The 19,783-nt window shown below is 47.5% G+C and carries 13 protein-coding genes; 8 read left to right on the forward strand and 5 right to left on the reverse strand.

From position 1 onward, the window contains the following. Positions 1-12: 12 nt before the first annotated feature. Together WG89_RS03925 and WG89_RS03930 are read right to left on the reverse strand one after the other, a co-directional pair. Positions 13-3,126, reverse strand: a complete 3,114-nt coding sequence (locus WG89_RS03925) for a hypothetical protein (protein WP_062261546.1) — start codon at positions 3,124-3,126, stop codon at positions 13-15. A 72-nt stretch (positions 3,127-3,198) separates the two neighbouring features. Beyond that, positions 3,199-6,324: a hypothetical protein gene (locus tag WG89_RS03930; protein WP_062261548.1), complete on the reverse strand. Its 3,126-nt coding sequence runs from the start codon at positions 6,322-6,324 to the stop codon at positions 3,199-3,201. 166 nt (positions 6,325-6,490) lie between these two features. On the opposite strand from WG89_RS03930, the gene WG89_RS03935 reads away from it, so the two are divergent. The 4 genes from WG89_RS03935 to WG89_RS03950 all read left to right on the forward strand — a co-directional run bounded on the left by WG89_RS03935 (position 6,491) and on the right by WG89_RS03950 (position 12,517). Beyond that, complete coding sequence (locus tag WG89_RS03935) at positions 6,491-7,609, forward strand: helix-turn-helix domain-containing protein (RefSeq protein WP_062261551.1); 1,119 nt, start codon at positions 6,491-6,493, stop codon at positions 7,607-7,609. A 128-nt stretch (positions 7,610-7,737) separates the two neighbouring features. Beyond that, entirely contained in the window at positions 7,738-8,961 is a 1,224-nt protein-coding gene (locus tag WG89_RS03940) for a parallel beta-helix domain-containing protein (protein WP_062261741.1), read from the forward strand. Positions 8,962-9,232: 271 nt separating this feature from the next. Continuing rightward, positions 9,233-10,372, forward strand: coding sequence for an SO2930 family diheme c-type cytochrome (locus WG89_RS03945; RefSeq protein WP_062261554.1), 1,140 nt, complete (start codon positions 9,233-9,235; stop codon positions 10,370-10,372). 129 nt (positions 10,373-10,501) lie between these two features. Then, complete coding sequence (locus WG89_RS03950; RefSeq protein WP_062261557.1) at positions 10,502-12,517, forward strand: DUF1302 domain-containing protein; 2,016 nt, start codon at positions 10,502-10,504, stop codon at positions 12,515-12,517. Between the two features lie 126 nt (positions 12,518-12,643). On the opposite strand, the gene WG89_RS03955 is transcribed toward WG89_RS03950, so the two are convergent. Together WG89_RS03955 and WG89_RS03960 are read right to left on the reverse strand one after the other, a co-directional pair. Continuing rightward, complete coding sequence (locus tag WG89_RS03955; protein WP_062261560.1) at positions 12,644-12,883, reverse strand: hypothetical protein; 240 nt, start codon at positions 12,881-12,883, stop codon at positions 12,644-12,646. 106 nt (positions 12,884-12,989) lie between these two features. Further along, positions 12,990-13,541, reverse strand: a complete 552-nt coding sequence (locus WG89_RS03960; RefSeq protein WP_062261565.1) for a hypothetical protein — start codon at positions 13,539-13,541, stop codon at positions 12,990-12,992. A 301-nt stretch (positions 13,542-13,842) separates the two neighbouring features. Here WG89_RS03960 and WG89_RS03965 point away from each other — a divergent pair, with 301 nt between their 5' ends. The 4 genes from WG89_RS03965 to WG89_RS03980 all read left to right on the forward strand — a co-directional run bounded on the left by WG89_RS03965 (position 13,843) and on the right by WG89_RS03980 (position 19,134). Next, complete coding sequence (locus WG89_RS03965; protein WP_062261568.1) at positions 13,843-14,400, forward strand: hypothetical protein; 558 nt, start codon at positions 13,843-13,845, stop codon at positions 14,398-14,400. Continuing rightward, positions 14,400-15,365, forward strand: coding sequence for a Csu type fimbrial protein (locus WG89_RS03970; protein WP_062261572.1), 966 nt, complete (start codon positions 14,400-14,402; stop codon positions 15,363-15,365). Before WG89_RS03965 ends, WG89_RS03970 begins: the two co-directional genes overlap by 1 nt. A gap of 153 nt (positions 15,366-15,518) precedes the next feature. Next, positions 15,519-17,870 carry a TcfC E-set like domain-containing protein gene (locus WG89_RS03975; RefSeq protein WP_172806704.1) on the forward strand — a complete coding sequence of 784 codons (2,352 nt, stop codon included), beginning with the start codon at positions 15,519-15,521 and terminating at the stop codon, positions 17,868-17,870. Positions 17,871-18,165: 295 nt separating this feature from the next. Then, complete coding sequence (locus tag WG89_RS03980) at positions 18,166-19,134, forward strand: IS110 family RNA-guided transposase (RefSeq protein ID WP_062261579.1); 969 nt, start codon at positions 18,166-18,168, stop codon at positions 19,132-19,134. A gap of 131 nt (positions 19,135-19,265) precedes the next feature. Here WG89_RS03980 and WG89_RS03985 read toward each other — a convergent pair whose 3' ends face one another. After that, the gene (locus WG89_RS03985) at positions 19,266-19,703 is read right to left on the reverse strand and encodes a hypothetical protein (RefSeq protein ID WP_062261582.1); all 438 of its coding nucleotides are present in this window, start codon (positions 19,701-19,703) and stop codon (positions 19,266-19,268) included. Positions 19,704-19,783: the final 80 nt, after the last annotated feature.

Here is a 19,783-nt window from a genome sequence, read left to right on the forward strand (position 1 = left end):
CCCAAATTTTCCTTAGACTTGAGAAGGTTCTACAAACTGCAAACTCAATGCTTTCTGTTCTGGTCTGATATCCAGTTCCAGAGTCAGTGGCCTTTTCTTCAGCTGACGCTGTAACCAATAATTAGCCAGCAAGCTTCGCCACCCAAGAAAACCGGACTTTTTCACAGCTACTCTGGGTTTGCCGAGCTCCAGAACACCACCCTCAGTATCACTGGAAACAGCCAGAGAGGTCTTTTCGCCTCCCAGCAACCAGCGAATAAAGAAATTAACTTTGCCGAACAGCTTCCCTACATCCGTTGCCATATCAAAACTGACGACAGGTTCCCCGGACTCCTCATCATCTACCACAGGATTCTCAACCCCTTCACAATGCTGAAGCTCAGGCAGGGTAATCTGGTGCAGTACAGGAGCCTCTTGCAATTCGTCAATGACAGGACTTTGTGAAATGGAATCTTCCAGGCTGTCCTGACGAACCGGAGTAAACGTCACAGGTCCTGTTGATCCTATGGATAGAACCGCTTCATTTTCATCAATACTGATGCTCTCAGAAGAACGAGGGACAACAGCTTCAATAACGGGTTCTTCAGGAAGCACCTCAATGGCTGAAGTCATCTCATCCGGCTCATTTAATTCATCCAGTTGCTCAACACTAATGGGAGACACAGGAGTGACTGGCTCAATCTTATCTTCCAGATTCTCCAGTGGTGACTCAGGAGACAATAAATCAGGAGAGTGAATCGCCGTATCATTTCGTTCCAGATGAGCTTCCTCTTCAACGACAATGGTCAGACTTTCTGGCCTTTCAGGGATCACAGGCTCTGGATCAACGTCTACCTTTTCTTCTACACGTTCCTGAGGTTCTACTTCCAACTGTTCAGAACTGACAGACAATTGGGAAGTAAGCCTTTGCCCTGCCGTCAACTCCTCCTCGTCAGCTACCATCATGGGGATTACAGGGTCTGGAACAGGCAAAGGCTCTGGCTCTGAACCCAGCAACCCCAATGAGAGCACATTCAATACTTTCGAGGCATGCTCGCCCCGGAGACCCAGTTCTTTTTCCAGAACCGATTCCAGCTTTTGAGGGGACATTGGACTGGCCAGCAAATCTGACATTTTCTCAGCCAGCTGAATTCGGTCAGACCGGAGTCTGGCATCACACTCCACGGCCGACCCTCCTCCCGTGAATGAAACGTTGCCGATACTGATATCCACATGCTCACCGATCGCTTTCGGGCTTAATCCACCAGTTCCCGGGTCTCTGTAAGCTGATGTCTGCTGGGTAAATGACCGGATAAGGCGTTCGACTTTTTCAACGTCAATGGGGAAGCGGGTGTTCAACGCTCCCAGAATCAGTGGAGCAATGGTTGGATGGATATGGATTTTTACATCCCTGAAACCGACAGGCACAGACTCTTCTTTTTGACTGGCACTATTGTGTAAGGCTACCTGTGACTCCAGCTGCGGAATGATGATATCAACAGAGCCATCTTCATTCGCGGTCAGTTCCTGAAGGTTCATCTTCAGGTTATATAATCGAAGGTGGCCTGCTCCCGTGATATCTACCTGTTGCTCAGGCATGGTGATTTCCAGGGGTCTCTGCTGCACATGGCCCAGAAGCCTGGCTCTTAAACCGAAAAACATTTGCAGCATATTCTGATAATTGTTCAGGGCCTGTCTGGCCGGGGCGGATCGTCCTTCCAGCGATTGTATAGATTTTTCCCTGGCTGCCAGATGGCTCTGATTGAGAACATGCTTTCCATGAGCATTCCTTATCAGCTGCTGAGTTCGCTCAAGCTGCTCTTTTAATTCTTTCTTTCCCTCAGGATCAACCAGTTTAGGCTGCATAGCCTGAAGTTCACTCTCCATTTTTCTCAGGGCAACCAGCTTTGCCTGATAACAGTCACACTGATTCCGGTCTAACCCTGCCAGTGATCGCGCCAACTCTAGCTCATTCTTATTCTTGGCATTCTGCCATCCAGTCAGCATGGGGTTGAGCAATGTCGCCATGGCTGATGCGACAGGATGTGTTAAAACACTGTGCTCTCTTTGGCCATCCAGCTGATCAAAGTGACGGATATCCACTTTGATCGCATCACTGAAAAGCTGTTCACTGTCCGGTTTGGCAATCTGTTCGCTAAATTGAGTAAATACCTTGGAAAAAGCTCCCATCTTTTCGGTGACTTTCAGTTTTCCACAGGTCAGTATTTCCTTCAGAGGTTCACTCAGTGGAGGTGAGATAACAACACGACCACCCACAGAGAGCTGCATTCGCTGGCCAGTTCCTTTAATCCAGCCTTGAATAGCGGGAATATTGAGCGTTAGAACAGGGCCCGGAGATTCACTGAATTCATCAATGTAAATCTTCATGTCTTCAATGGACAAGGTAGGGGCTCCGGGCTCTGAATAGATCAGATTACCCGCCGAAATCTCGTAGGTTTTTTTGCCTGACTTATCCGATTTTTTCTTTTCAAAAACGCTCCTCAAGCCCAACAGTATTCTTAATCCGGGCTCAAGATTATCCGATGTCATTTTAGCGGAGAGTTCTACCTGATCGGGCTGCCCTTTGATTTCTGCAGCTTTTCTACGAATCTTGGCTTTTTTATTCGCAATCTTTGCGTTCTTTTCTGCAATTTCCTCCTCACTGTCCGCTACGGCCCTGAGGGTCAAGGTATATATTTTGACATCGTGGGCGGTCATGGTAGCTGGATCTCTTTCTGTCTGATCAAGCTCTCTCTGATACTTTTGGGCTAACTGTCGTGCTTTAGCCACTTCTCCTTCAAGCCCGGCGATCTCACCTTTAAGGACTTCAATGGATTCCTGTAACTGTTTGACATGAGCGTCAGCAGCATTCTGGATAGAACCTCTTACAAAAGCCATGACCGGTTTTTTCAGAAAACCTACCAGTCCAGCCAGCCAGCTCCCCACCGAGGTAATCTTCCTCATTGGCAAGGGAACAAAAGCATCCTGTCTCCCTCCTTCCGCCACATGCCTCTGAACCTGAGTGCTTTTCTTGCTGCTGACCTTTCTTTGATTATGCAACGCACTACTACTGGGCTGAGTCTGAGAAACAGACCCGGCTGGAGTATTACCTGATCTTCCGGATCGTCCGCTGCCACTGGTTTCCATTAGCTTTCCCTGATGAATAAACGCAATTTACCCTTTATAAATATCCGCACTTATCCAGAGAGCTTGATAGCTTCAGGCAGGGCTAATCAGAGGCCTGTGAGCAAGGCTCAAACGCTTCTGTTGTTCGACATGGTCCAGTTCCAGCTGATACTGAAGCTTCCTGAGCCTTCGATTGAGCACAAAAGTCGCCAACCAGACGGCCGGGTTGTATGAAGTCTGTTTCTTTAACTGGATAGCAGGTGACTGCAATTGTAGCCCCGAGCTTTTTCGGTCAATGGGCAGAACCACCTGGACAGCCACCTCTTCCTTGCCAAAGAAAAGACTCATCCACCAGGACAGCTTTTTCATCAAGCCCTGTGGCGCAATGCGCATTTCAAAATCAGCGGTTCTTTTACCATTTTCAGCCCGAAACTTTGGATTAAACACCCCCAAACACTCCTTCAGGTCTTTAAACTTCAAACCCTCTTGAGGCTGCTCTGAAGGTGGCTGAACAACTGGCTTGGATAAGGCCTTCTTAACCGGTGCTTCCACCGTTTCTGGTACTTCGACCTCTATTGCACGCTCCGTTAATGAGTTTTCTTTGGGCGCCGTCAACCTATCTGCTTTCAGCGCCTGCACTGTCGAATCGATTTCTGGAACAGAGTCTCTGTTCTCCAACTCAGGTATAGGTGGTGTTGAAGGAACGACTGAGTCGGTTATCTGAGAGTTCACCGTTGTTGACTGAAGCTGTTCAGGCGCAGAAACCGAAGAACCCAATACTTCCTGCGGGAGCGAATCCGGGTTGGAATCGGGGGAATCCACGGATGCTATCTCTGGTGATTCAGGCTCTGGAACAGTTGAAGGTACTGCCGTTTTCAGAAGAACCTCATTCTCTGGAAGCTCTGGAGTTAATGAGACAGAATGATGTTCTACCAGTGAATCCAGAGGCGTAGAACTGATATAACCCTCATCAGGTGCCCCTTCAGCAGCTTCATCCACCGGTTCTTCCAGTGAAGATAACAGCACCATGTTTTCCAGCTTTTCTGGCGCAAAAACAACCGATTCGGCAAACACTCCTTCCTCACTGAGCTTCCAGATTTTTTGCTGGGTTTCCCGGGTCAAGCCAACCGACTCAAGAGCTTTCGCCATTGACTTTGCATCAATGTCGGTGGAGAGAAGATCTCCGGTTTTCTTAACAAATTCCTGCCTGCGCTCCTGATAATGGCTGCCTCTTTCTCCGGAGAAAGTGACTTCCCCATTTTGGGTCAGACAAGAGACCTTCCCCAGATCAACCTCTGCGTAATCAGAGGTTTTAGGCCCACCATCGGACCGTTTTCTATCCATTTCCTTATAAATGGGCAGAACCACCTCTTCCACCGCTTTGGAATCCAGTGGAAACTTGAGTTGCAGTAATTCTTTGGCCAGAACCCCATAAGGGGGGTGAATCTTGATTGAGGCTCCCCTAAGGATGACAGGAACCGATCGCTTTTCTCCTGTTGCTTCGTTCTGCAAGGTAATATGACTGGCCATCTCCGGAATGTTCAGTTCGACCACACCGCCTTCACTGAAGGAAAAGTCTGACAGGTTGATCTTCAGCTGGCTCAATTCAACCGAGGACGCCCCCGACACAGGGATCATCATTCTTGGGATATCAAGATGGGTTTGTGAATCTGCGCTATTGGCATTGGCCACCGTCACCAGTCCATAGACCAGATCAATCATCCCCCGACTCATCTCAAGTGACGCCTGAATATCCTTGAGTCGTTTCTTTTGAACTTTTCTGGATTGTCTGCTGAAGGTTAACTGACGGCCCTTTGCCTCTCTGTCTTCAGTTAATGCCTCCAACTCTCTGGAAGCTTTATTACCAATGCGTTTACATCGATCTCTTGAGTCGCCTTCAGGCAGGCTTTTTATATCTTCCAGAAAACGATCAACATCCTCTTTCAGCTCTTGTTCCTGCCTGACAAGATTTTCATGGGCCAATTTCAATTCTCTGTGATTCCGACGCCCTTCCAGCTCCAGAGAACTGGGAGGAAGTTCCTGACTCCCCCCCATAACCGGTATCATCAAATCAAGTAGCGAGTGAGCAAACGGAGCTTCCTGCAGTGGTAGAGACTGCCCATCTCTCTCTAACTGAAGACCCTTGATAGACACCTCGGCAACATCACTGAGCCTGGATTCCGGTGGATCTTTGAACATGCCCTTGAAAACAGGCTTTAATTCTTTGCCCAGGTTATAAATATGCTTGGGCATAGTGAGTGTTGAGCTGGTCATGGCTTTCAGAAAATGATCACTGGCGGGGCGCCTCAACTTGATACTGATGCCACCTGACAAAGTCATTGGCTCAACTTCACCATTCTCTCCAAAAGAAGATAAATCTGCTCTGATATCAGCAATATCCAGCGTTAGCTCACCGGTAGGGGACATGTAGCATTGCTCAATAAACACGCTAATATTCTGTGCATTAAGTTCAGCACCGGAAGGTGTTTTGGTAGAGACATCGCCCAGATTAAGTTGATAAACCTTTCCCTTCGGCAGACCCTGCTTGGACTCTTTGAATACTTTTTGCAGGCCCACCAGCAGTCTCAGTCCAGGATTCATGTTCTTTTCCATGGACTGCATGCCTTCTTTCATCTCTCGCTTGATCGCCTCATCACTGGCTTTCAGGAAAGGATCCATCTCGCCGACCATGCGAAAGCTGTGCTCCAGTGTGCTCAACTCCTCTCTCAATTCAAAAAGTCTTTTATGGAGTTCTGAAAATCGATGCTGCTGATCCGGTTTTAAACGGGATAGCTTTCGCCTCATACTATTCAGTTCAGCCCTGATTGAACTCATCTCAGCTTGATAGGCCTTCAGCCTTTTGGTGTTCTCCTTAACAAACTGTTTGTCTTTCTTTAATTTATTATCAAACTCGTTGCCACTGGCACCGGCTCCTGCTTTGACCAGCACCATTACGGCCTTTGAAAGTCCACTCAGGATACTCCCCCAGAGGCCACCCTTAACCTCCTCAATGACTACATCCCGTTTATGAATAGGTATATAGGGAGGGTGCTGACCTGCAGTATCTTCCAGCGGCACACCAGTAGACGGGTGAATGGCAACATCCCGGGGCCCCATTCTGGCAGAGGCGGCTTGATCCAGAGGAGGTTTCACAGGGATTTGGACTGCTGTTGTCCTTTTTGGCCCCATACCCGGAATGTTTGAGCCGCCAGTCGCCATAAGAATGTCCTGTGTCTATATCTGATTTCTATATCCGCACTTTGCAGCCGACCTTGAAGCAGGCAGAATAGAAGAGGCGGGTTGAAAGACCGACACGACAAAATAATAAATAGCCTGTAACCGCCTTATAAAAGGTGCCATCAGGCAAAGAAAAAGTTGTAGCAAGATGCCTGACTATCACATTGCAGCAAATTTCTTCAGCCTTTCTCTGGCGATAATGTGCCTGATTCTGGTCTGGCCCCATGCCAGACGTAATCAGACCGCCTTCTGTTTTGCATTACTGCAGCTCTGCCTGATTGGGCATCTCCTGACACCTTACCTGGCAGGACATTCTGACAGTCATTTTCTACAGTGGCTCAGCACTTCCTTGAGAACCGCCTTGCCTGCCACCTTCTGGCTGGTTTGCAATTTATCCTTTGACGACAACTTCAGGCTCAACCGCCGCACGCTGGTGATTCCTGCTCTGGTTGTGATACCGCCTACCCTGAGCACACTGATCAGTTACCTATTTGGTTTCAGCTATAGCTCTACCACACAGTGGCTGACTACCAATCTGCCTCAATGGCTCGAATTCCTGTTGATCGCTCATGCACTCACAACCGCTGTGCGCAGCATGAGAGATGATCTTGTTGAAGCCAGGCGGGAGATCAGGGTCTGGATGCTCAGCAGCGTCGGATTCTTCATTGCGCTCGTGGTCGTCATGGAGCAGTTCTTTGGAGGTGGACCTGCCTCGTTCGTCATTGCCCAACCGATCCTGCTGTCACTGTTTTTGATGATTTTTTATGGCCGGCTCTTCCAGTTCCGGGAAGGCGTTCTATTTCCACATTCAATAGAACAGAAAGAGTCTGAAACTTCCCTCTCTCAGGAAGTCACTGCCCCTGTTCAGGAAGATCCCATGGTAGCTCCCTTAAGAACCATCATGGAGGAACAGCACTTTTACAGAACAGAAGGCATAACGATCAGCGACCTGGCAGAAGAACTCCACACACAGGAGTACCGGTTAAGGAAACTGATCAATCAGCAGCTGGGCTATCGCAACTTCAATGACTTTCTCAATGGTTATCGAATACACGAAGCCTGTCAGCGATTATCCAAACCGGAAGAGTCGTCCATTCCTGTTCTGACCATTGCCCTTGATACCGGCTTTCGATCCCTCAGTGCATTTAATCGTGCCTTCAAAGAGAGAACCGGAATCACGCCCACCCAGTATCGCAAGCAAAAACCGGAAGTTCCGCCTCAGCCCTTGAAGAATCAGGTTCTTACTGAAACTGAAATGGCTGACTGATTTCGAAATACAACAAAATTTGTTGGTAAAAAAGCAGCTTTAAGCGTTCAATCAGGTTTCAATACAGACTCCATGAAAGCGCTCTTCAAGATGAGCGCCCCATAACTATAAGAAGAATGGATTACCTGATGATTCACAAAATCCTTCCCATAGGACTCACATTGCTCTTGCTGACCGGTTGCGGTCAGGAAGCCAGTGTAGAAACCAGCGCTGCCGATGAAACATTCCGCAAAGATCTGCAGGCCAAGCTGATCAGAGCCAAGCCCGGAGATGTAATTGAAATTCCTGCAGGCACCTATCAGATTGATCGGAGCCTGAGCCTGAATGTCGATGGCATCACTATCCGTGGTGAAGGCATGGACAAAACCATTCTCAACTTCAAGGGTCAGAAAGCCGGTGCTGAAGGCCTGCTGGTCACAGCCAACGATTTCACCATTGAAGACCTGGCCTTAGAAGACACCAAGGGCGACGCCCTCAAGGTAAATAAAGGCAAGAACATTATCATTCGCCGTGTACGGGCTGAGTGGACAAATGGTCCAGACACCAAAAACGGTGCCTACGGATTCTATCCAGTTCAAACCGAAAACACGTTGATTGAAGAATCAGTAGCTATCGGTGCTTCTGATTCAGGTCTTTATGTGGGTCAGTCTCGAAATGTTGTGGTACGCAACAACCGCGTTGAATACAACGTGGCAGGCATTGAAATCGAAAACACCATCGGGGCTGATGTCTACGGCAACGTCGCCACCAACAACACCGGCGGCATCCTGATCTTCAACATGCCTTATCTGCAGCAACCCGGACACTCTACCCGCGTATACAACAACAAGGTATTTGAAAATAACATCGACAACTTCGCACCTGAAGGCGGTGCCGTAGCGGCTGTACCTGCAGGTTCAGGTATCCTGATTAACTCGAATGACAATGTTGAAATCTTCGAGAACGAAATCAGTGATAACAAAACGGCCAATATCATTATCAGCAGCCTGTTCAGTGCCGGCTATGAAGAAGAGTACAAAGTAGACGACACTTTTGACCCTTACCCTGAAGGTATTTATGTCTACAACAACACCTTTAAAGGAGGGGGTGACAGCCCCGATCGCCTCGAGCTGAAAACTCTGAAAATAGCCATGTTTGGTTTCACCGGAAGCCTGCCCGATATTTTATGGGACGGTATCGTCAATGGTGAGTCCAAGCGGGAAGCACCGGTGCTGTGTGTAGACAACGGTGACTCTGTGGTTGTAAATGTTGACGCTGGCAATGACTTCACCAACGTCACTACGGATATGAAGGCTCACCAGTGTGAACTGCCCAAACTGGCCGCTATAGACCTGACTCATCTGGAAGGATAAAAACCTGAGTGATTAAGCGGCAGAATCTATCTAGTACAGCTAAGCGCTAAACCCGATACCGTTCGCACTGAGCCTGTCGAAGTGCATTACCAGCATCCTTCGACACGCTCAGGATGAACGGAGTATGTCTGAGCATTAACGCTTAGCTGCACTAGCCACTCAGTCTCCATGAGCTGAAAACACAGCTCGTCCTGAAACCAAAATATCTGCCAGGCCATATCCGCGCAGTATTTTAATAAAAAGATAATAATATTTTTCAGGGAACCAAGTTATGAAAGCAGTCTCCAGGATTATTGCTGTAGGGTTGTTGGCCCTGGGTTTGACCGGCTGTTCTGAGCAGCCACCTCTTCTAAAAACGACAGGTGATGATTACCCGGAAAAGCTCAGTGAGTGGCGAATCCATGACATCAGCAAAACGGCCTTGAAGTTGAATAATGGTGTTTTGCCCTATGATCTCAATACCCCCCTGTTTACCGACTATGCCAGTAAGCTACGAACTGTCTGGGTACCTGAAGGTAAACAAGCCACTATGGTGAACGGAGACATTGAATATCCGGTAGGCACCATTATCACCAAGACCTTTTATTACCCCGTGGATGATCAAGGTAACAGAATGAAGGTCAACGCCAGCGAAGGCAGTGCAGTACTTTTCACTGAAGGGAATGGCTTACCACTGGACAAGGTTCACCTCATTGAAACCCGGCTTCTGGTCCATCAGGAAAACGGCTGGATGGCTCTGCCCTATGTCTGGAATGAGCAACAGACCGAGGCTTCGCTGGAATGGGCCGGAGAGAGCAAACCTCTGGAGCTGGTTCATAAAGATGGCAGTACCGAGAAATTCACCTACATGGTTCCTGACGCCAACCAGTGCAGTGGTTGCCATGCTCCCGAGTCGTACAGCAAAGCTATTGAACCTCTTGGCCCTAGAGTCCGTCACCTTAACAGAGATTTTGCTTATGCTTCCGGATCGGCCAATCAGTTGGCTCATTGGGAACAACAAGGCATTCTGGCTAGCGTAGGTGATCCCACCTTATTACCAGCCAATGCTCTATGGCCTCATGGGCGGGAAGGCGAATCACTGGACAAAAGAGCCCGAAGCTATCTGGACGCAAACTGCAGCCATTGCCATAACCCAAAAGGACCAGGCAATACCAGCGGCTTGTTTCTTAATATGGACACGCCTTCTGATACACGACTGGGACTCTGTAAAAGGCCCATTGCGGCAGGTCGTGGTAGCGGTGGATTTGTGGTTGATATTAAACCCGGCAATGCTGATGAATCTATTTTGACTTACCGAATGCAGAGTAAAGATCCCGGTGAAATGATGCCGGAACTCGGCAGGGCGTTGGTACACGGGGAAGGTCTGGAAATAGTACGACAATGGATAAACGCAATGGAGCCAGAATGTTGAAAAAACAGACAAAAAGCTGATAAAAAACTTGAAACGGCCGTTTGAATAGGTAAAGATACCTACGCCGACACAATAACAATAAAAACACGACCATTTAAAAAAATAATAATAATGGCAAGGACAACAAACATGACGGACGAATCTTCCGTAGTGGCTCGCACACCTGTGCGAGCTCTACAGCTCGCCCCTGCAGCTGCCGGCTTTCTGTTGACCGGATCTCTACTCCTGACCCCTGCACACGCTTATGAATTTGATCTCGCTGACGGCGAAGTTAAGGGTACCCTTAATACCACCATCAGTATCGGGACCAAATACGACATGGAGGGGTATGAAACCCCGGATTCCAATGAACAGCTAGAAAACGACGGCGACCGTTCATTTGACGGTGGTTTTGTCAGCAAAGCCCTGAAACTCACTTCAGAACTGGAACTGAAAAAAGACAACTACGGGATGTTTGTCCGTGGTACAGCTTACTACGACCATGTTCTGATGAATGGTGACAACAAATGGGCAGACAACAATGCCGATGATGTTGCCAAAGGGCTCTATGACGAAACCGGCACTTTCCCGGGCTGGAGTGATGAAGTCAAGGATAATCAGGGTAAAGGAGCCAAGCTCCAGAGCGCTTACGTATTTGCTGACTGGGAGTTTGATAGCGGACAGAAGCTCAGCCTGAAACTGGGTAACCAGGTTCATAACTGGGGCGAAACCGTTTTCTACGGCGGAGGTCTTATGGATCTCAACGCCTATGATATGGCTCTGGCGACTCTACCGGGATCAGATGGTGACCTTAAGCTGGCTCAGGGCATGGTAATGGCTGATCTTGCCTTTAATGATCAGGTCTCCCTGTCAGCTTTTGCTCAATATGATTGGGAAGGCTCAATTCTACCTGGTCGAGGTACTTTTGGATCAGAGGAAGATATCTTTGTACCCGGTTCCGACGATGCTCACTATACCCTGTCAACATTCAAGCTGGATACAAATACCCTCGCAGCTCTTCAACCTGCTGGACTGACTTCCAGCCAGACAGAGATTCTAAATGCTCTCGGTGTTAACTACAGCTCTGACTTTGTAAAAGTTGCAGACGTTAGTGGCAGCCAGGATGCCAAAAACAGCGGTCAGTGGGGCGTCAAGCTGAACTTCAAGCCTGACTTCCTTAAGGATACTGAGTTTGCTCTCTATTACGCTAACTACCACTCCAGCTTGCCATTTATTCAATCCAAGGCAAGCAGTCAGGCAGTAGTAGATGGCGCTACAAGAATCGGTATTGATAATGCCACTGATGGTCCGATCAAGGACTATCTGGATGCAATTTATACTGCAACACTGGCTCAGACCGGAGGCAACACAGCTGCTGCAACCGCAGCCAGAACACAGATTCAGGGGGCTCTCACAGGCTTATATATGCTTTCCAACGGAGGCTATGCCCAAGTCGTTTACCCTGAAGATATCCGCCTTTGGGGAGCAAGCTTCAATACCAAGGTATTTGGTTACACACAGATCAAGGGTGAACTGACTTATCGTGAGAATGCTCCCATTTGGGTTGATCACCCAGAGGATCTTTTGACCAAAGCCATTGAAGGAACGGCTAACATTGGCGCAGGTCAGGACTACTCTGGTTCACAGGCCGATCCATCGACCATGAACACCCCGAATCAGTGGAACGATAACTTTGTTCGTAAGCCTATGTGGGATGCATCTTTAGCTGTCATCCAACCATTTGGTGCTGTTCTGGGAACCGATCTAATGTATGTAGTCGGTGAAGCTGCGTTTCAACAGGTTTCTGGCCTGGACGATTACGATCGTTATATAGCCAAAGGCGCTGAAGATTGGGCCGGTGATGATCCTGAAAAAGACGCCGATGATCGTCTTGATCGCTTCAGTTGGGGTTATAACCTGATGCTGGGTGCTAACTGGAATGATGTCATGATGCCAGGCTTGAACCTGGAAAGCACTATCCGCTATACCCATGATGTCAGCGGTAACTCTCACTTCACAGGTCGTTTTGAAGAAGGTGAAAAGAAGCTGAATCTGGGTCTGACCGGCAAGTATGACCAGTTTGTTGCCAAACTCTCTTTGCAGGGTGATGCAGACAACGTTCTGCGTAAAGGTACTTTCATCGGCTCATTGGGTTATACCTTCTAACTCGCCAATCAATCCCGAAAGCTGCTCAAACACTTTTCGGGATACGATAGACATAAAAACGCCCGTAGAGGATTCACTCTACGGGCGTTTTTTATTCTGGCGAGGCCTTTTGAGCCTTAACCGGAATCAGGCGTTTGGATCAATGATCACATGGGCGCCTTTCTCTGAAGCCATGTCACGGCAAGCTTTGTAGTCTGCTTCGCTGGTGATATAGAACTGGGGAGAAATCCCGGGAGCTCTACCAGATTGCTCGACATACACTGGGGTCAGTGGTTTGCACATGGGCTTGTGACTTTCTTCTTTCTCGCTGGCCAGGGCACTGCCGGAGAGCACCGCAGCCACAAGAGATACGACCAGTACTTTCATCTCAACGCATTCCTGTGATTGATAGGAGCAGGAGTTATCGGCGATGCATTCTGGAAATGAAGGCCATCCCGTCGCTGGCAGTATAGACAGCGACGAGAGGATTAAATCAGTGGGTAAATGGCAGGTCGGTGAGAAGATAACGTGTGTCGGCACTGCGGGATGCCAGTCGATTCACAGTCTCTTCATCCAGAAAAGAATTAAGACAGGTGCCTGTTACATTAAAGCCAGATCGACGACACCAGCTGGAAATAGCTTCATCCGCCTCTATCCCACTGCTTACTGAACGAGCTGCCATAGACATAGCTGTACTCAAATAGATGGCCGAGTGGGCATTTTGTGCAGGCACATAAGCCAGCAGATAAAGCTGGTTTTTGGCAATAGCTTTCTGAGCCCAGCCGGGCAGCAAGGACACATCTTCCATCCAGCTCCCCTTTACCCGATGAAAGTCGATATAACGCAGCTTATGGCGCCATCGCATCTGCTCCAGCTGTTCAGGCCAGGTTCCACGAATTCCTGAGTAAGGTGATTTAATTGAACTGCCTACGGATAAAGCAAATTTTGTAATGGCCAGTTTGAAGTGCAACAAGTGTTGTTCAAGAGCAGAGAAACCAAACTCATGATGATTGGCAGGAAAATCCTTTCTCTTGATTTTATTCATTGAATCAGCCTCTTTGTTATTGTTGTTTTTATTCTTGAATTACGGCTGCCTTCTTATTTTTACTGTTTTTACCTAAAAGATGCAAAGTCCTACATACATTTTTCTGTACCCCCCCTAATAAACGACAAATATCATTCAATAATAATGAGCATTCAAAAACGAAATCTTGATTTCGTTAATCACTTATTCTTAATTACCTTATGCATGTATATATTCTCTCGCCCAATCAGGCATTCGAATACCCACCATAAATAAATCACATGCCTTAACTATCATCCGTAAAGTAGATAGAAATAGATACATGAAAATCACTCTAAAAAATGTTCTGTTAACAGCAGGGGCTCTTTCATTCAGCAGCTTCACACTGTCCGCTACGGATGGTCGCCTGGGCCAGGAATCGAGTGCAGTGGTAGATGTCAACCTATCGGTCAGTCCGGTTGTCAGAATCTGGGGACTTGAGGACTTTTCATTCACAACACCGGCAAACATGCAAAATGACCTTCAGGAAGAGAAAGCTTTCTGTATCTACTCCAATACACGTTCAGGCGATTACAAACTGGTAGCTTCTGTTCATGGCAAAAAAGACTTTGAACTGACAAACCAGCAGTCCGCTCCAGGCAATAAAGATAGCATTCCCTACTCCATTGGTTTCAAGGGTGCTGATGATGAATACAGAGACCTTTATATTGGCGAACACTATGGCAGTAATGTTGGAGCCAAAAATCCTTCCCCTACCCTGGAATGTGATACAGGTATCGCCAATGCCAATCTGAAAGTATTGATCCCCGCTGATAATTACATTCAAGCCAAAGAAGGCGAATACAACCAGACAGTCACTTTGACGGTTACTCCTAATTAATGAAAGGGAAGTTCATCCTGATGTTCACCCTGATGGGGTGGCTGACCAATGCTATGGCAGCCTCTTCATCAGGACATCATGTCCAGGCTTTTCTTGGACAGTTTTCCCAGAAAAGACTGTATCTGAATCGCGGTAATGCCTGGCAGAGCCAGAGTCGCTTTTGTGCATGGCGCTTTCCCGATAATCCAAATCAGCGTTATTACTACACGCAGATTACCTGCGCTGCTGGCAGTGAAGGGAACTGCAGTAACAACTATCAATTTCAGCTTAAGCCAGTAACCGGTAACGGACAGGCTATACCTGCGGATGTTTATTACAAGCCCAGCGCTAAAGCCTCCTGGCAGAAGGTGGAATACCACAGAATGATTCCTAACGATCAGTCGCAATCCCGCAGCTGCTCTCATGCCTGGAATCAAAAGTCTATCAAGGTGGAGATACCATTGAATGCCATCGATAGACAGGCCATCAAACCGGGCCGATATCATCTGGGTTTGAGCGTGCAAATGAGACCTTGGGAAAATCCATCTGACATTATTCAAAATAAAAGAGTTGATGTATTCATGAACGTCAGAGAGCAGATCAAAATCTCTGGCATGAAGGATATCAACTTCCGCTGGACCCCGGGTCAGAACCAGGCCATTAAATCAGATAACAGACATTGTGTTTTTGTAAGAGGCGGAGGCCTGTACCGGGTCGCTATTGATTCCCAGAATGATTCAACCCGTTTTTATCTTTCAGGCAGCGGTGAAAAAATCCCTTATCAACTGGGTTACAAGAATGGTAATCGCCGGGCTGAATGGATTAATCGACCGGGACAACTTAACAGGCTATTCCAGGGCAGTCACATACAGGACTGTTCGGGCCATGGCTTCAACGCCAATTTGATTTTCAAATCAAACATTCCTTCTAAGACTCTGTCTGGCAACTACTCAGACAGAATCACCATAACGGTACAGGCGCAGTAAGAGCTTTATTAAACCCTGATGCTTTATCTGTTTATTTTTAAGAACAATCACACCCTATGGTTGTTATTATCCCGTATACTAAAAGACTCGTTCTTTCTTCAAATGCTTTTGGGGTTGGCAAGCTATCTTGTTTTCCTTCCAACTGTTTATTCAATGGATGATGTGCCAGCAGGGTTTGAAACACTTTCTGCCCCTCAAACAACATCTGTCGATATCTATTACGGAAACCGGTTTCTGACGTCAGTATTGGCTACTTACACTCCAGATTCTATAACACTCTCACAGGCAGAAAGAATCAGTAGCCTGATTCCCAGGGTAAATAATAAAACGCTTATTACTGAATTACTGTCTCATGAACACCCCTTGAATTCTGACAGAGTCTGTGAGTTTGAACGTTCAAAAAACTGCGGCTATATCAACCCTGAAAGCGTGGGCTTGATCTTTGACGAAAACCGGTTTCGGGTTGATCTGTTTATACATCCAGATTATCTGGATACCCGCCCCGCCAAAAAGAACAAATATTTACCTGCCTCAGAGTCTGAACTCTCTCTGATGCAAAACTTCAGCTCAAACTTTTCGGGTTATGACGCCAGTACAAACTTTAATAACAGTCCTCAGACAAACTATACCCTGTACAGTCAGAGCCTGATTTCCAAAGGTGAAAACAGTTTTCAACTGAGTTGGGATTATTCCAGAGAGAATCGAATGAGTGTCAGCCGACTGCACTTTAACCGGAACTTTCAAGGCCGAGAGTTTCAGGCAGGTTTGCTCAACACCTCAGGATTTGGTCAAACCTTCAGCCCCTCTCACAGTATCTGGGGTGCTCGCTGGACCTCTTCATACGATACACGTTTGGACAGGGAGCTGACTCAAGGCTCCCCGCTGGATATCTTTCTGCCTTCACGAAGCAGAGTTGAAATCCTGAAAGACGGCCGACTCCTGAGCAGTGCCCTGATGGAAGCAGGTAGCCAACAAATCGATACCTCAAGTTTCCCGGCCGGAGCTTATAATCTGGAGATTCGCATTTACAGCGAGACTGGTTCCCTGATTCGTGAAGAGACACGATTTTTTGCTCGACAATCTCGTCTGCCCCCTGCCGGTGAACTTGAGTTTTTCATTGAGGCTGGACAAGCTACCCGCGTCGATCATGAAGGTGCTTTGCCCGAAACATTTAATACACTGCTTGCCAGAGCGGGAGTTAACCGCCGAGTTACAGATAATCTCGCAGCTTCAATTGCAACCACCCAATCTACGGATCAGGGACTGATTGAAGGCAGTCTCTATTATCTTGGAAAGGGTTATGATCTTTCGGGTTCTGTAATGTATTCCGATGACAATCATTACGGGGTCAATCTTGGCAGTCAGGTACAGTGGAAGAGTCTTTCAGTCTATGCCAACTATATGCGACTGTGGAGTGATACCCCGGAGTTACCCGGAGATCAGTTCTATCTGTTGCCAGAAGCATTTTCCCAGGCCAGTGTCAGCGCCAACTATCTTATTGGACAGGCTATGATCTCCTACCGGTTAACACAGCTGGAACGAGCCGACAGAAAGGAAAACATCAATACCCTCAGCTACAGTCAGCCTCTCTTTAAAAGCAACGACTACTCTGCTTCCATAAAGCTGGAATATAGCTTGGGTGAATACAGCAATATGATGCTGGCGAGCATAGAGCTGCGGAGAGATCAGGGGAACTGGAGCTTTGACGCTACTCCAGAGTTGCTTTATGTGGAGAACGAAGAGTCCCAATCGAATCAGACTCAGCTGAAGCTAAATGCAAACTATGATAAGCAACTTGAAAATAGCCCTGATTCAGTTTCAGTAAACCTTCTGGCCGAGCAAAACGGGTCTGACTCTGTCATTGGAGCAGGTGCTCGATACAGTTCCAGCTACGGTCAAGCCAGTGCTGATATCAACCATTATGATGGTCAGCAAGCCCGATCCACCAGCTATGTAGCGAATGCCTCTACCGGTTTTCTGACGAATGGAGAAACCTTTGCTTTTATTGGCGGAACGCCTTCTGAAAGTGCCATAGCCATAGAAGTCGAAGGTTCATCATCTGAAGATGTTTTTGATGTCATGGTGGATGGTCAGAATCACGGCACCATCAGAGGTGGGAAGATGTCAGCCATCAGCCTGCCCGCCTATGCCCAGTACAAAGTGGCTCTAAAACCCGCCAGTGAGTACAGCTATGACATCGATGAACGTGACCAGATAGTCGCTCTGTACCCGGGCAATGTGGAGAGCCTTCACTATGAAGCCAGGAAGTATCTGACTCTGTTCGGCCGCATCAAAAGCCCTGACGGCTCTGTTATGAAGAATGCTGTGATTAATGGAGGAGCAACACGGGGCAGCAGTAATGAATATGGCTTGTTCCAGGTGCAAGTCGAAAAAGATGACACAGAATTGACCTTCTTTAATGCTGAAGGCAACTGCACACTGTTACTGGATCCTGAAGAACTGGACAAACCTTATATCAACATGGGTGAAGCAACTTGTAGCTAGTGAAACTAACGCTAAACCCCATACCGTTCGCACTGAGCCTGTCGAAGTGCATTACCCGTATCCTTCGACAAGCTTGTATGTTTAACCTGTCTCTAATTATTTGTATAAAGTTAGAGGCGGGGGTGAGGGGCATCGACTGCTTACTGCCTTTCGGACAGACTGACTGAGAAATCCCCACCCACAAGCATGAGCGACGATTAGGAGCACTCCTACCTTACGGTAGACAATTTTTGCAAGCTAACGCCAGCTTGTGGTCACCCCCCCCCCGTATGAAGATTAGATCTAGGTGACCGTTATGGAAACAATACTTAACTTCATTGGTATTGATGTGTCTTCTCAATGGTTAGACATTTGTAGTCAGGATGGTTCTTTCAAACGTATTGCTAATTCACCCACAGAGATCACGGAGTGGGTTCTCTCTCTGCCCCAGTCAACAGCCCTGGCTATGGAAGCAACGGGCTGTTACCACCAGCTACTGGCCTCTATTGCGTTCGAAAGAGTCCACGAAGTCTATGTGCTCAACCCCAGAGATGTACATTACTACGCCAAAGGKATTGGGCGCCGTCAAAAAAATGATAAAACAGATGCTGAAATCATACGGCGCTATTTGTGCAATGAATATGAGCACCTCAGACCCTGGGAGCCTGCTACAAGCAATCAGACACTCATCAGAGTACTGACTACCCACCGTGCAACGGTAGTCAGGCATAAGCAGGCTATTTCAATGACATGCAAAGATTTACCCATTGAGCTGGATGCCCTCAATGAGGCTTTGATGGCTCTGAAAAAGCTCATTGATGAACTGGAAAGAACCCTTGTCGCTGCTATGAAAAACGAAAGTACAGAGCAGCAGAAAAGTTTTAAGGCCATAAAGAGCATCCCTGGATTTGGAGAATTAAGTGCTGCTTTTTTTGCCAATGAAATAGCCGGGGGGAATTTCAAGACAGTCGATCAATTCATAGCATTCCTTGGCCTCGATCTGCGATACAAGGATTCGGGCAAAAAGCACGGGCGTAGAAAGCTGAGTAAGCAGGGTTTAAGCGAAGGGCGCCGTTTGCTTTACAATGTGGCCATGGCAGCCAGTCGTGGGGCATTTAAAGCGATGTATGAGCACTATGCATCAAGAATGACTTGTACCCAGGCTTTGGTAGCCGTGATGCGCAAGCTGATACGTATAGCATTCAGCGTATGGCGTAGCCAAAAGACATTCGATATGGCTCAATATCATTCCCCCATTATGCAAAAAGCTATGCTGTCTGATTAAAGACCTAAGGCTCTTGCAGTGGAGAGTTTCTCACCGATGAGGCTCTAATTTCTTATGTAATTACTAAAAGCAGGTTGACAAGAAACATAGAGCCTCAGTGCGAACGGTAAGGGGTATAACACTTGGGTGAACTAGGATTCTTTCTCTGAGGTGTCGGCTTTTTTGCCATAGACAATCACATTGGATGAGTGATCAATGGGAGCCTGAATATAAAGAACAATCTTTTTGATGGAACGGTAATGGTCAGGAATCGGGAAATCTCTGGTTTCCAACCCGGCCATGATCTTCTTTTGAATGCTCAGGTTAATTACGTGCCCGTCACTCAGGTGCACTTTGGCAGAGCGAATCTTCAAGTTGCCACGGGTTATATGAAACTTCAGAGATTTGAAGGGGACATTCTTGGCTTCAGAAATTACTCTGACGGTCACTGTGTCATCAGTCGGGATGATCTGTTTTTCACCTATTCTCTGCCAGTCACCTTCAGAAGCAGCCTGAAGGGTCATTGAGAATAAAAGTACCAGGCCTGCCAGGAAGGCTTGATAAAACCGGACTGGTGTTTGTAATCGCATCTTATACTCCTTACTTCTCATCACGCATTGGGTGCGGAACATGCACAGTAGGGAGGCCATGAAAGACAGTGTCTTTTAGC

Source organism: Endozoicomonas arenosclerae, from assembly GCF_001562015.1.
Classification (GTDB): domain Bacteria; phylum Pseudomonadota; class Gammaproteobacteria; order Pseudomonadales; family Endozoicomonadaceae; genus Endozoicomonas_A; species Endozoicomonas_A arenosclerae.